14 protein-coding genes are annotated in these 14,240 nt (G+C 47.4%); 4 read left to right on the top strand and 10 right to left on the bottom strand.

Features of this window, described 5'->3' with window-relative positions; translation table 11 throughout:
• Window positions 1-59 precede the first annotated feature (59 nt).
• Both ACKU35_RS18720 and ACKU35_RS18725 read right to left on the bottom strand, forming a co-directional pair.
• Window positions 60-1,079 (bottom strand): methyltransferase, encoded by a 1,020-nt coding sequence (locus ACKU35_RS18720; RefSeq protein ID WP_319761738.1) that lies wholly within the window; start codon window positions 1,077-1,079, stop codon window positions 60-62.
• A 47-nt stretch (window positions 1,080-1,126) separates the two neighbouring features.
• Complete coding sequence (locus ACKU35_RS18725; RefSeq protein WP_319761740.1) at window positions 1,127-1,585, bottom strand: MarR family winged helix-turn-helix transcriptional regulator; 459 nt, start codon at window positions 1,583-1,585, stop codon at window positions 1,127-1,129.
• A 132-nt stretch (window positions 1,586-1,717) separates the two neighbouring features.
• Between ACKU35_RS18725 and ACKU35_RS18730 the strand changes: the two genes are divergently transcribed.
• Entirely contained in the window at window positions 1,718-2,965 is a 1,248-nt protein-coding gene (locus ACKU35_RS18730; protein ID WP_319761741.1) for an alpha/beta hydrolase, read from the top strand.
• Window positions 2,962-3,849: a VacJ family lipoprotein gene (locus tag ACKU35_RS18735; protein WP_319761743.1), complete on the top strand. Its 888-nt coding sequence runs from the start codon at window positions 2,962-2,964 to the stop codon at window positions 3,847-3,849. Before ACKU35_RS18730 ends, ACKU35_RS18735 begins: the two co-directional genes overlap by 4 nt.
• A gap of 3 nt (window positions 3,850-3,852) precedes the next feature.
• Here the strand turns inward: ACKU35_RS18735 and ACKU35_RS18740 are convergent, their stop codons facing one another.
• Window positions 3,853-4,830: a helix-turn-helix domain-containing protein gene (locus ACKU35_RS18740; protein WP_319761745.1), complete on the bottom strand. Its 978-nt coding sequence runs from the start codon at window positions 4,828-4,830 to the stop codon at window positions 3,853-3,855.
• A gap of 113 nt (window positions 4,831-4,943) precedes the next feature.
• Here ACKU35_RS18740 and ACKU35_RS18745 point away from each other — a divergent pair, with 113 nt between their 5' ends.
• A complete protein-coding gene (locus ACKU35_RS18745; RefSeq protein WP_319761747.1) occupies window positions 4,944-5,489 on the top strand; it encodes a cysteine hydrolase family protein in 546 nt (181 codons plus the stop codon).
• On the opposite strand, the gene ACKU35_RS18750 is transcribed toward ACKU35_RS18745, so the two are convergent.
• From ACKU35_RS18750 to msrB, 3 genes are all read right to left on the bottom strand, one after another.
• The gene (locus tag ACKU35_RS18750) at window positions 5,486-6,418 is read right to left on the bottom strand and encodes a multidrug resistance efflux transporter family protein (protein WP_319761749.1); all 933 of its coding nucleotides are present in this window, start codon (window positions 6,416-6,418) and stop codon (window positions 5,486-5,488) included. The genes ACKU35_RS18745 and ACKU35_RS18750 overlap by 4 nt on opposite strands.
• A gap of 23 nt (window positions 6,419-6,441) precedes the next feature.
• Entirely contained in the window at window positions 6,442-7,266 is an 825-nt protein-coding gene (locus ACKU35_RS18755; RefSeq protein ID WP_319761751.1) for a glycosyltransferase family 2 protein, read from the bottom strand.
• A 71-nt stretch (window positions 7,267-7,337) separates the two neighbouring features.
• Window positions 7,338-8,435, bottom strand: a complete 1,098-nt coding sequence (gene msrB / locus ACKU35_RS18760; protein WP_319761753.1) for a peptide-methionine (R)-S-oxide reductase MsrB — start codon at window positions 8,433-8,435, stop codon at window positions 7,338-7,340.
• 282 nt (window positions 8,436-8,717) lie between these two features.
• Between msrB and ACKU35_RS18765 the strand changes: the two genes are divergently transcribed.
• Window positions 8,718-9,668, top strand: coding sequence for a substrate-binding domain-containing protein (locus tag ACKU35_RS18765; RefSeq protein WP_319761755.1), 951 nt, complete (start codon window positions 8,718-8,720; stop codon window positions 9,666-9,668).
• 52 nt (window positions 9,669-9,720) lie between these two features.
• Here the strand turns inward: ACKU35_RS18765 and ACKU35_RS18770 are convergent, their stop codons facing one another.
• The 4 genes from ACKU35_RS18770 to ACKU35_RS18785 form a co-directional block, all read right to left on the bottom strand.
• Window positions 9,721-10,083 (bottom strand): hypothetical protein, encoded by a 363-nt coding sequence (locus ACKU35_RS18770; RefSeq protein WP_319761757.1) that lies wholly within the window; start codon window positions 10,081-10,083, stop codon window positions 9,721-9,723.
• Between the two features lie 171 nt (window positions 10,084-10,254).
• The gene (locus tag ACKU35_RS18775; protein WP_319761759.1) at window positions 10,255-11,592 is read right to left on the bottom strand and encodes a deoxyribodipyrimidine photo-lyase; all 1,338 of its coding nucleotides are present in this window, start codon (window positions 11,590-11,592) and stop codon (window positions 10,255-10,257) included.
• Entirely contained in the window at window positions 11,573-13,138 is a 1,566-nt protein-coding gene (locus ACKU35_RS18780) for an SDR family oxidoreductase (RefSeq protein WP_319761761.1), read from the bottom strand. Before ACKU35_RS18780 ends, ACKU35_RS18775 begins: the two co-directional genes overlap by 20 nt.
• A complete protein-coding gene (locus ACKU35_RS18785) occupies window positions 13,131-14,093 on the bottom strand; it encodes a DUF523 and DUF1722 domain-containing protein (protein WP_319761763.1) in 963 nt (320 codons plus the stop codon). Before ACKU35_RS18785 ends, ACKU35_RS18780 begins: the two co-directional genes overlap by 8 nt.
• Window positions 14,094-14,240 lie beyond the last annotated feature (147 nt).

A 14,240-nucleotide genomic window follows, 5' to 3' on the forward strand; every position in this document is an offset into this window, starting at 1 on the left:
TGCAAAATCATCTAAAAGGTCCACCCTGTAAACACAGGGTGGACCTTATTTTTCCGGGGTTATTTCAATTTCTGGGCTGAAACAAGCAGAATACCTTTACTTGAGTCGCTCCATGTCCTGCTAAAATTACCGAACCCGCAATCGCGCAAATTGTTTTCCAAAATATCCGGTTCTATAAAATGGGAGAAATATCCCGAAAAGGTAGTGATAACCTCTAAAGATGCCATTGTCTGGGGAGGCAGTCGACTTTCTGTCTTGGCATAATGGTTGGCGCAAAACCAGCCTCCGGGACGAATAGATTTAGCGATCTTATCCAGCAGGGGCTTAATATTTCCCCGGCAGGCATAAAGGACATGTGAAACAAAAAATAAATCAAAATCCATTTGCGGCAACTCATCTTTGTGCATATCAAGTCCGACCGTGTTCACTCTCTTCCCGTATCCCATATTCCTGCACCGTTCCTCTGCAAGAGGGACTACATGAGGCTGGTCCATAAGTATCCCGTTCATCTTGGGATTTCGTTCCAACAACGCCATCGTATAGTTCCCGTGATTTCCTCCCAGATCACCCATAAGCCGAAAATCACCAAATCCAGGCAAAGAACTGATGGCGGAGACAGTCTCATGCATACCGCTGCTCAAAGCCTCCTGCGCAGTGCCTTCCATGACTTCGACAGCGGACCAATTGCTATCATTCTCATCTCTTTTGCTCTTTTTGCCGCGCAGCAGATTTCCCATGTCATGGTTCACAGCAGTACAAAAACCCATGACCAATTCTATCGACAATCCTTGATATAAGGGCGAAGTGCTTACAAGATATTCAGAGGCAACAGGAGTATTGGAAATAATATTGTGCCGTTTTTGCACCAGATTACACGACTCTAATAAATCCAAAATAGACCCGAGCATTAATTCATCAAACTCAAAGAACTCAGCCAGTTCGCTTTTACTGCGCGGCTTTACCTCAAGCGCATCGAAAAGCTTAAATTTTACGGCCTCCATTATGACCTGTGCTGTCACTCCGCGCATGATCATACTGCGTACCGGCGCAAAATCCTGTTCAGGTATGGGGTAATTCATGTAACCTCCGAATAGTGTTTAGATGCTAAACACTATTGTTAAAAAAATTATTTTAGATAGTTATCCATCCACTCATTCATTTTACTACAGATCTCGTCAAACATTTGCAGCTCCTCCTGTGACATCGCACGTAAATAATCAATAAACTCACTGTCGTGGTTTAAATGAAAATCATAATGATTGTCGCTGGCTTTTTTTCCGGCCCCGGTCAATTTCAATATAACCTTAGCCCCGTTTTCAGGATCTGGCTCTTTAACTATCAACCCTTTTTTAACTAATTTGCTAACCAACTGCGAAATGGCTCCCTTAGTGACACCAGACTCCTGGGCCAGTGCGGTCACACCGCATCCTCCCAGCCGGTCTATAGCAGCAAGGGTATGAATTTCAGACGGATATAAATCTAATCCGATTCCAAAATCAAAAGCGCGCTTCTCCACCATATTATACTTAGCAAGTACTCTGCCCATCTCCTGCATATGAGGAATTACTTCGTTTACCTTTCTCATAGTCTTAGTGTTTAGATGCTAAACAGTTTTGTGTCAATCCCATTTTACAAATATTTGGACTGTTGCTACATATAGTAAATGGAAAAAAGAACTATTTTGCCGGGTAAAACTTACCTAATCTTATTTTGCATATTGCTAATTACCATATTCGGCACAGTTGCTACCGCTTCTGCTTCTGCCACTCCAGCCCGTTTTCCTATTACCGATCCTTACAAAGCCACTATTTTTGGCACTCCGCCGGAACTAAGACACAAGCTCAAAAAACCGATCATCCCGGAAGAATGTGAAATTGAAATAGATGAACGCAGAATTCCGGACATTTTCTGGTACAGTGAAACATATTACTATTCCACGGCAATGCAGGAAAAAGAAGCTCCGCTCCTGTTTATCATCGCCGGGACAGGATCGGAACATGATTCCACAAAAATGCGTTTCCTTACCCAGCTTTTTTACGAGGCCGGCTACCATGTAGTCGCCCTCTCATCACCCACACATATGAACCCCGTGGTCAGTTTTTCAAAATACGCCGCCCCCGGTTACGTGCCTTATGATGTGGAAGACCTCTACCGGGCCATGAAGTGGATTAAAGCCGACCTTGCAAAAGGATACAAAATCCGAAACTACAGCATCACCGGATACAGCCTTGGAGCCATGCATTCTGCCTTTCTTGCAAAGCTGGACTCAGAACGCAAAGAGTTCAATTTTCAGCGGGTGCTGATGCTGAATCCCCCGGTGAGCCTTTATTCTTCAGCACTTAGATTTGATTCATGGCTTAGCCCGGAAAACCTCGGGGATAAAACTCCACGCGAAGTCATCGATAATCTCATTGAAGCTTTTTCGGAAATCTATGTTCAGTCCGACATTGTCGACCTTGATGACAACTTCCTTTATGCCCTTTCACAGCACACTAATTTTTCAAACATGGACATGAAGGCCATCATTGCCGTTGCATTCAGAATGTCTTCATCAAGTATGATTTTCAGCTCCGATGTATGCCTCAATGCCGGATACATCGTCCCGGTGAATAAACATCTGTCCATAGGCGATAATCTTATGCCCTACCTCCGAGTTGCCGCGGCTGTTTCCTTTGAAGATTATGTGGATGAATTTCTGCTGCCCTACCTGCAGTTCCTGAAACCGGGAACAACCAAGGGAGATCTGGTAAAAAATTGCGATCTGGGCAGCATTAAGGACTTCCTCAGTAAGTCAGATAATATTTTTGTTCTCGGCAATGAAGATGACATCATTTTGAATGACGCCGATCTGAAATTCATAAAAGAGACCTTTGGTGACCGTGCTTTTCTTTTTCCGCATGGAGGTCACTGCGGTAATATGATGTTTGAACCGTATGACCGCAAAGCTCTGGAGCTGATTCAATGATTAAAAAAATATTCAGCTTCATCCTGCTCTCCCTGTTGCTTCAGGGTTGCGCAACAATCATAAAAGAAGACCCTTCGCTGACCCTGAAACCACAGGGATTCATCGCCCCGGTCTCCCATGCCCCGCGTGCGGGCAAACCGCATAGCAAGCAAGCCGACCTTGAGTTTCTGGAAGTACATGACCCGTGGGACGCCATGAACCGGCACATCTATTCGTTTAACGCCCGTTTTGACCGGGCCGTATATCTTCCGGCAGTAAACGTTTACACCACAGTGCTGCCTCTGCCGGTCCGTGAAGGAGTGACCAACGCGGTCAATAACCTGAACGAAGTAAAATCCTTTACCAACGGAATTCTGCAATTCAATGGGGATAAAACCTCGAGAGCCTTTTCTCGCTTCCTGATCAACTCCTCAGTAGGACTTCTGGGTATATTTGATGTGGCATCCATGTGGGATTTAAAAAGCATGGAGACAGGATTCGCCGATACTCTGGGTGTTTGGGGACTGCCCCCCGGACCATATGTAGTTCTCCCCCTTCTGGGCCCATCCAGTGTACGCGATTCCGGCGGTGCTCTGGGTGATTTCGCCCTGCTGTGGTACGAAATGAACTGGGTTTACGACCTTGCCGGAGTAGACGAAGGACGAACAGCCATCGGTATTGGAGAATCCACCATACGCGGGTTGAGCCTGCGCGCCAACGTACCTTTCCGCTACTACCAGACCGGTTCGCCCTTTGAGTATGATCTGGTCCGTTTCCTCTACAGCAAAAAACGCGAGCTTGATATGATACGCGAAAAATCAGGAACTCCTGATCCCGGACGCCCGTACATGAAGAAAGATTTCGATACCCTCCGCAAGAACAGGGAACAGGAAAGAACCGACTAACAACTAGTTCAGCCGGCTGAAACGGACACGGTATTCACGAGGGCTCACTCCGGTCATACTCTTGAATAAACGGCGGAATGATGAGGGGTTATCATAACCGACCAGAGCTGTTATCTCTTCCACTCCCTTGGAACTGACCTCAAGCAGATGACGCGCAGCTTCGATGCGTAATTGCTGCAAATAATTATTCGGAGTCATGCCCGTAGATTTTTTGAAACGGCGCATTAAAGTCCGTTCACCAAGCCCCGCTTTCTCAGCGAGGACCGCAACAGTTACCGCAAGAGAGTAATTATCCTGCATCCATTCCTGTACCCGCAGAATTTCCTTATCTACCAACCCGCTCTTCGCAGCTTTACTATCAAACATGAAATATGGAGTCTGCACATCACGAGTGGAATCCATAACCAGAACTTTCGCACAGCCGGCTGCAACTTCCCGGCCCATAAATCTTGCCACAATATGCAGGGCCAGATCCTGCCATGCCATGGCCCCTCCGGCACATATATAATTTCCCCCGTCTATGAGCATCCGCCGGGGCTGGAGATCCACATTCGCAAAGCGGGACGAAAAATCAGACGCCAGTTTCCAATGCGTGGTAGCGGGACGACCTTCCAGTATTCCCGCACGGGCCATGAGAAATGATCCGGCACACGCCGAGGCGAGAATCGTTCCCTGCCTCTCCAGTTCCGCGAGACGATCCATAAGCGCTTTGTTATCAAGCAATGCGTCTATTTTACCAAATACCGGGGGAAGGACCAGAATATCTGGTTGAAGATCGAGAATACTACCGCCAACATACACAGGGATTCCCAAGTACCCGCTGACTCTATTCCCGTCCGGGCTTAGAATATCCAGACCGCTGAATTCATTTTTCCCACCGGACTCATGCTTCAGTGAATTGGCGATGCTGAAAATCTCCAGAACACCGCTAACTCCGCTGACCAGACAATCATCATAAGCTAAAACTGCAACACTTTTCATGGACACATTGTCATTTTCAGCACTGTTATTGTCAATACTGACACTTATTTTTTTACGGATTTCTGTCAGAATTGAATCAACAGAAACAAAAATATTTAATACGGAGGACAGAAATGACGAAAAAAGCACTTATAATCATCGATATACAGAACGACTATTTTCCTGGTGGCAGATTTCCTCTTGAAGGCAGTGAACAAGCGGGGGAAAATGCGGCAAGGGTTCTCGACTACTTCAGACAAAACGGCCTGCCGGTAATCCATATTAGGCACATTTCAACAAAGGAAGGAGCTGCTTTCTTCCTTCCGGGAACCGAGGGAGCGGAAATCCACCAATGCGTTAAACCTCTGGAGGATGAAACTGTTGTACTTAAGAATTTCCCTAACAGCTTCCGGGAAACCGTGCTTGAGGATGAACTCAAGAAATTGGGCGTGCAGGAGCTGGTTATCTGTGGAATGATGAGCAACATGTGCGTGGACGCCACCACCCGCGCAGCAGTGGATATGGGCTATCAATGCACAGTAGTTCACGATGCCTGCTGCGGAGCCGCCCTTGAGTTCAACGGAGTTAAGTCCGAAGCGGCAGAAGTCCATGCGGGGTTCATGGCTTCACTTGGAATGACCTATGCTTCTATGGTGAGCGCGCAGGAACTGACCGCCTAACGCACGTTCTGAACTCGAAGATAGAGTACCAGCCCCAGCATGGTCATAGCTATACCGGACCAGCCGAGTATGCCGGGCAATGTTCCATGCAGGAGGATAACTTCCCCGGCCAGCGAAAAAAGAACTTCCATGGACTGGGTGCAATCAGCCGCGGCCAGTTCTGCCGCTGTCCGCGCCTTGTGCCGGGCGTAAAGAAACAGGCTGGTCGCGGCAATACCTGAAAACATAGCAACCAAAGCGGTGTTAAAAATCTGCTCGGTCTGAGGCATCGGCGGATGACTTATAAGAATCAGCCCGGCCCATAGGGGGATAGACCCCAAAGTCAGAAGCAGCACTCTGCAAAAGGGGTCATCCATGGTCGGATCGTCCAAAGAAGGAATCAGGCTGCTGCCGCCGTTTCGGGCTTCCCAGACCAGCTGATTACCGAAGGGATAAGCAAAAGCGGCGACAAAGACAGGAATTGCGCCCAGTAGAACCGCACTCAAGGAGCTTGATTCCATGCGCTCAATATTTATCAGCAACACTCCGGCGAAGATGATCAGAGTTAACAGAATGGCCCTTAGCGGAACCCTTTTCCCGAATCCCAGCAGAACCAGCGGTGTAGCCAGAATCGTGGTCTGCCATGTGGCGGCAACAACCCAGCCGGGCGAATATGAAGCACTGAAAGTTATCAGGGCATAAAAAACACCGAACCCGACTCCCCCCGCCAGAGTCCAGAATTTCCAATGTTTCAGGTAGAGTCTGATGGATCGCAGCAGCAAGTCACGGCGGAACAGCCCAAGGCCTACAAATAAAAATACCAGCATCCAGAAATAACGCAGGCTGGCTGACCAAACCCAGTGCCCGCCATCTAGACTCATGGCTCTGTTAAGAACAAAAGTGGTACTGAAAAACAGAGCCGCAAGAACACCGGTCAAAATAATCTTCATCAAAAATCTCCGTAAATCAAATTCTACATATCGCCTTTAATAATCATGTCCGAAAGCTTCATCAAATCGCCTGAGCTTGGAATCATACCCCGCTGGAAGGAAGGGGCGTGGGCACGGCCCCGAAAATAATCCTCGGCCCACTTAACTACCGCCGGATTAAAGAATCCCGGATTATTTAAAACAATGTATGCCTTGGCTGCACCATCATCTTTTTCAGCCTGACGGGAAAAATTTGATTCATGAATATGATGAACGTAAAGAGGTCGCGCAATATGTTTGAACTTTCCACCGGCAAGCAGGCACTGCACCCAGTAGTCCCAATCTTCATACGCTGTATTCTCCCGGTAACGAATTCCCGCCTCCCAAAGTTCACGTCGGTATATTGCGCAGGGGGTCACGGTATTCTGAGTTCGCAGCTGCATGGGCTTAAAATCAGGCAGGACGCGGGCAAATGACTTTTCAGGGGTTGTTTCGATGTAATCCGAATAAACGACAGAAATGCGCGGGTCTGATTCCAGCGAATCAACACACGTCTCCAGAAATTCGGGCATTAATTCATCGTCAGGGTCAAAACTGAGCAGATACTTACCTACGGCCCGGCTCAAACCGTAATTACGTACCGGTCCGGGCCTGCCGCGTCTTGGCGGTGAAAAAACTTCAAATCTGCCGCACGAGATTTTATCCGCCCACTTAGCAGCCTGCTCAAGTGAATCATCACTGCTTCCGTCATCGATAAAAAGAATCTCCACATCAGCAAGGGCCATGGTCTGTCCTGCCAGAGAGCTGAAAAAACGGTCGGCAAAACGTCCGTAATTATAGTTGGGTATGACAATGGAAAGCAGGCTCATGAAAAGGGATTACACCACACTGTAGTAAATACGCAAGCAGCCCGATCACATATGGATCGGGCTGCGCTTATTTACTTGAAGAGCTTTAGAAACTCACCGTAACCCTGACTTTCCATTTCTTCCAGCGGAATGAAGCGTAAGGCGGCGGAATTGATGCAGTAACGCAATCCCGTGGGCTGCGGGCCGTCATCAAAGACATGCCCGAGATGGGAATCCGCCTTGCGGGATCGAACCTCGATACGGGTCATGAAAAAGGAATTATCTTCCTTTTCCACAACTCCCTGCCCTTCAATCGGACGGGTAAAACTAGGCCAGCCAGTGCCGGACTCAAACTTGTCGCGGGAGCTGAAAAGAGGTTCACCGGAGACCACATCAACATAAATACCTTCACGGTGATTATCCCAGAATTCATTATCAAACGCCGGTTCGGTGCCATCCTTACGTACTACCTTGAACTGCAAGGGAGTCAATATTTCACGCAGCTTATCATCGCTGGGACGTTGATAAGCACTAACTTCGGCAGGAGCGGACGCGGGTTCTTCTTTATCTCCCCAATGTTCCTCCACAAAAGAATCACGGCCGGACATGAACCGATACCAATTGTATCGCACAGGATTCTTAGTGTAGTAATCCTGATGGTATTCCTCCGCCCGGTAAAACTTTTCAAAGGGAATTAGCTTTGTGGACAAAGGCTTATCAAATACGCCTGATCCATCAATTTCCACCAGAATACGCCCGGCTGTCTTTTTCTGTTCCTCATCGTGGTAGAAAATTGCGGAAGTGTACTGCGATCCGCGATCATTGAACGATCCGCCCGGATCAGTCGGATCATGATGTTTCATGAAAGCCCGCAATATTTGTTCGTAACTTATTTTCGCAGGATCAAAACAAACCTGAACCGATTCCAGATGCCCTGTGTTACCGGAGCTGACCTGCTCATAAGTCGGATTTTCCACATGACCGCCTGAATAACCGGATACAACTTCAAGCACTCCATCCAGTTTTTCAAGATCGGACTCAACACACCAGAAACATCCTCCGGCAAGGGTGGCTGTTTCATAGTTGCAGTTATTTTCCTGCATATTCACTACCTCTCTGCTTTCAGCTGACTGAGTAATTATTACTGACAAAAAAAGTATGCTTAAAAAACATGCAAATAATTTGGGCATGGTGCACTCCATTATCAAAAAAGAACAGGTATCATTACTAATAAGATAAAATGATATCAGAGATAGTCAATCATTTCCTCAAAAAGAACGCTGTGTAGAGAATCACGCTCATCCTTAGTGCACCCGCTTAGGAATAAGCGAAAATAAATTGCGCCCCATCGTAATTGAATGTATTGTTTTTAACTATGAATAATCCCGAAGCAAAAACCGTTAACTATGCATAAACACACGTCTTTAGTTAACCATACGATCGTCACTACCAGTTACAAGCTATTAACAATAGTGATAATTGCAGCATGCCTGCTGATAAATCCCGGAGTCGGATTTGCCGAGCAAACTGTAGTAGTCATCCCCAAAGCGACAATTCTGCATTTCTGGAAAATGGTCTGTACAGGTGCCCATGATGCTATAAAAAACACAGATACCAAGCTGATATGGCGCGGACCGAGGGTCCAGAACAAATCACAGGCTCAGCAGCATCTACTGCAATTTTATACAGAAAAAAAAGTTGATGCTATTGTATTGGCCCCGACTGACATGAAAAAGCTCAATCCTTATATTGAAAAAGCCGTAAAGGCGGGAATCGCAATTGTTATAATCGACTCTCCGGTTACCAGCAATGCACCGCACACATACATTGCGACTGATAATTATAAATCCGGTGAAATAGGCGCAACGCTACTATCCAAAGAAATAAAAAGAAAGGGGCCTCTGCTGCTAGTCGGGCACACTGAAAAGGATGGGGCTTCTTTTTTGCGAGGACAGGGATTCATCGATAAAATGAACAAGCTGAGACCGGGCAGGTCAATAATCAGAATTGATATGGAAGACGGCAGTGAACGTGAAACAAGAATCGCTGTTGACGAAATCCTCAGCTCAGTACCATCCATTGCCGGCATTTTTTCAGTGGACGAGCCTATCTCAGAAGGAGTTTACCACGTTCTAAGCACTCAATCTCTCGATATCCCGTTTATCGCTTTCGACTACAACAATCATCTCATACAAGGTTTGAAAGACGGCAGGATAAAAGCCTTGATCACCCAAGAACCGTATACAATAGGTTTCTTCGGTGTCCGCGCTGCAATTAGCTTGCTGGCAGGAAAAAAAGTAAAAAAGAGAGTCTGTCCGGTGACAATTATCACTCCAAACAACATCAACCGGTCTTCAATCCTTAAACGCCAGCAAAAAACAACCCTCAAAGAGAAAGAGAGCTGCCCTATCTGCTTCAATTAAAAAGGCTGACTCCGAAAAGCCAGCCTACCATTCTCAATCTATTCTAATTTAATCAGCCACCGAACCAACCGGGAGCAAGGACTTCCATAGCCTTGGTGTAATGAACCCGCAGGTCCTCCAGCTTACCGGAAACAACTTTTTCCTGATCACCCAGACTGGTGGGACATATATCCTGCATCTGGTCAACAACAGCTTCAAGTTCTTTCATTGTGGACTTGAGCATTATGATCTGATCTTTCAGATTCTCAGACTTATCATCGGCTAAGACATCATAAAGACGCGCCTTCCATGAATTCAGCTCCATTTCGAGACCTTTACAATAATGGTTTACAGCCTGCTTCTTTCCCTCTTCAGTGCTGCAACCATCAATACCGATACAACTGGGGCAAGGGCCCGGGTAATCCATATTAGCCATAATAAACCTCCAAGAGATAAAGTTATAATTCTCTATGAATTTATCACTAAAAAAGAATTATGGCAGTATTTTTTTATTTTTTTTATACTTATTAATAAACTGTTTTTATTGATCTAACCCAAAAGTAAGCACTAACTTTTTTAAAATATCTGCTTGTATTCTGCAGCAGACTCAGCACCACTTTTTGATATAACCGTCTACATCAAATTTCCGCCGGCAGCCCCGCTCATTCATATAGCGTATTGAGCCGAACACCTTACGCTTCTTCCAGCCGCGGTCATGCAACCCGGCCACGGACCATAGAGCACCCGCATAGCCGTTGGGGTCGCGCCCGTCCAATTGGTAGCGGTCATTCAAGGCGATAATAATTTGCAGGGCTTCCGCAGGGGAAGCGGACCATTCCAGAATCTTCTTGGCCCAGTACATACGCATGTAGCCATGCATATAACCGGACTTCAGCAACTGATGCTGCGCTGCGTTCCATAGGGAAGAATGGGTTCCGGCCTGCTCAAACTCTGCATAGGAATACAGGTAATCCCGACAATCCCCGGAATGCTGATCCAGAGTTTTCAGCGCCCATTCCGGAGCGGAATCCAACGAATCATAATTCGGTGTATACAGGCAAAAATTTTCTGCAAGCTCGCGACGGATAATCAGTTCCTCAATGTAAGCTTCGCCCCCTTCACCGGCAGGGGCAGCAGTCACACTTAGCGCTGCACGCTGCGGGGCTAACTGTCCGAAATGATAATAAGCTGACAGGCGCGAGGTAGCCTCCGCGTTGGGATCATTCCGCTCATCTGCGTACTTACTGAGCTTTCTATCCACAAAGAACTCCAAGGCCGAACTCGCTGCAGCTTCACCGGGGACCAGCTCAACCGGCTCCACCGCCCGGTCGACGGAAATCATTTTGTGCACAGACTTCCAGTCTACCAGCGGGTATGCGTCAGCTTCAATTTGCGCAGTGGGAAGTTTTGGAAATTCCTCAAGAAATTCAGGAAGAATTCTATGAATTTTAGGTCTGATTGTCCGAGCTGAATATTCCCGTTTATCCGTAACGAAGCGAGCCGGGACTACATTGTGCCCATCCACTTCAATCAAGGGGACTTTAATCTCACGAGCTATCGATTCCTGCCATTGCCGCTTTATACGTAACGGGTCAAAATCTGTGACAACTGCTCCAGCACCGGTTTTATCCACAAATTCAGGTAAAACTGTATCTGCGGCCCCGGTTAATAAAACAAACGGATATCCCATCTGCCGCAAATCAAACTCAACTGATTCCAGACCCTTGAGCATAAAATCATACTGGCGGATAGTCGCCCCGACAAAAGAGGTGACAAGGCAGAAAGCAACTATCAACGGAGACTTGTTTCCTGCTAATTCACGGGCATGAAGCAATCCCCAATTATCACGAACACGCTGCTCCCGACTCATCCAGTAGATGACCGGACCTTCGCCCTGCTCTGCACTGTTCAGTTGAAAAATTCTCCTATGATCGACCTTGATCACCGGTTCCTCCTTTGTATCCGGGAATCCGGCAGCGCGGAGCCGGACCGTCAATTAATTCCGGACCTTCCATTATACGGCTGCCGCTTTTTTCAGCCAAAGAACCGGCCATGCCTTTGAAGACAATGGAATGCAGAGGATAGACCGACCACCAATACAGAATGCCGCCCAGGCCGCGCGGAAGAAAACGGGCAGTCATTGTCAACTCCGTATCCCCGGCCAAAGTATTTTCAAGATTGAACTCCAGCAGCGCTTCTCCGGGTAATTTCATCTCAGCCAGCAGAAGCAGCCGTTCTCCCTGCTGAACATCCAGCACCCGCCAGAAATCAAGAGCGTCCCCAATACTTAATTCAGCGGGATGCCTGCGCCCACGCCTCAACCCCACACCACCGACAAGCTTGTCCATCCAGCCACGGATAGACCACAAGGAATCACAGCAGTACCAGCCCTCATCCCCGCCGATGGAAATAATTTTTTCCCAAAGCCGATCAGCCCCGCCCTGCAACTTTATCCGGTAAGAGGAATGATAGACTGTTCCGCCGGAATAGCCTGCGTCACCGCAGATAGCCCACTCCGGGGTATCAACGGAACCGGCATCGGACCAGCAGGTATCTACTACCTCCTGCTGAATTTTATTCAAAGCGCGGCGGATGGCGGTTCGGCAATCGGTCAATTCACAGGGCATAATCTCACGAATGCGATACTCTTTACATACCACCCGGTTACGCAGCCCCATAACGAGTGGTACGGCGATAGTTACCGGTACAGGTGAGACCAACCCCAACCAGTGTGATGAAAGTTTCGGCGAGATGAATGGCACCGGGATGATAAGTCGGGCGCGCAATCCGGCTTCCTGCTGATAAATGCGGAACAGCTGTTCATAGGTTTCGATAAACGGACCGCCGATATCATAGCTTTCCCCGGCGGTTTCCGGGTGATCCAGACATCCTACCAGATAGAAAAGTACATCACGGATGCTGATAGGCTGGCTCTCGGTTCTTACCCAGCGAGGAGTGATCATTATCGGAAGGCGATCAACAAGATAACGCAATATCTCAAATGAGGCACTGCCCGAACCTAGAATAACCGCAGCCTTGAGCACTGTGCACGGCACCTTTCCGCCAGAAAGTATTTCCCCTACTTCTGCCCGGGATTTCAGGTGATGGCTTATGTTCGGATCATTCGGAACCATTCCTCCAAGATAGATGATGCGCTTAACTCCGGCCCTTTCTGCCGCCCGAACCGTATTCTCAGCTGCCAGACGGTCTTTTTGCGCAAAATCCTTACTTCCCGGTTGCATGGAATGAACCAGATAGTATACTGCGAAACAGCCGCTTAAAACTTCTTCCAATCTTTCAACATCAAAAATATCAGCCTCGAAAACCTCACAATTTTCATGGAAGCTGTAAGGGCGGGTACGCAATTTAGCCGCTGACCGGCCCACAGCCCGGACCTTCCAGCCCTTATCCAGCAACTGCGGAACAAGACGGCCGCCAACATAGCCTGTTCCTCCCAGCACACATACCGTCCGGCTTTGATGATCAGACATGATTCCTCAACATTAATTCCGCAGGATACGGGTTAAGATAAAACTGTTTCCGCAAATACTCTTTATCATATTTGCGAACATAATGATTGAGCATGGTTACAGGAACAATCAAGGGAATAAGCTTGTTATGAAAACGCTCAATAAGCGCCAGCATTTCCTGCTTTTCTTCAGCTGAAATATCCTTTTTAAAGTATCCCAGAGCATGGGTCAGCACATTTACATGTTTTTTAACTGTCGGCCTGTAGGTTAATGCCTTGGTCAACAGTTCTGAATATTGCGTAGCAACTTCATTTAAGCCTGCGCTTCCGGCAGTCGCAACCAGCTTACCCATTTGACGGTAAATGACTTCATTATGGGCAAGAATCAACATTTTATGGTTGGTATGGAATTCAACAAGACTTGCCGGAGAAATCCCTGCAGCTATCATCTCACGCCAACGCTTGAAAATGAAAATGCGGTTGATGAAATTCTCGCGAATTCCGTCATCGTGCAACCGGCCGTCGTCCTCGCAGGGCAGATGCGGAAAGTGATCCATGACCATACGGGCCCAGATTCCGGTACCGGTATAAAACATCCGCCCGTCATCACCGAAGACCTTCATCCGGCCCATAGCGTTCGACGGCGAACCGTGCTTGAAAATAAAACCGCACAGATTTTCCTTTTCCAGCAAGGCCAGTTTCGTTTTTCCCCACTCTTGCATTCGCGCGGTCCAGTCCTCTCCTGAATTGCGGCCCACCAGCCTCGGATTTTCAGGGTTTCCGACCAGCCGAACGGCCTCGCGTGGTATTCCCATTCCGCATTCAACTTCAGGACATACCGGAACCCATTCTACGTAAGGGCCCAATATATCTTTAAGGTAACGATCCAGTTTATGGGTTCCGTCATAACGAACATTTTCCCCCAAAAGGCATTTGGCTATTCCCAACCGGATTTTACCTGCCTGCGCATCGCTCATATTTATTCTCCTATGGAACCGTCTTTTATATACACCAATGTACTCCATAAACAGAATTCAAAGCAAAGAAATAATCATCAAGTATCGGCTGTAGGCAACAATTAAATTATCTTTTTTTATTCTTTGATGGAAAAGTATGCTAACTTG

Source organism: Maridesulfovibrio sp. (assembly GCF_963676065.1).
Lineage (GTDB): Bacteria > Desulfobacterota > Desulfovibrionia > Desulfovibrionales > Desulfovibrionaceae > Maridesulfovibrio.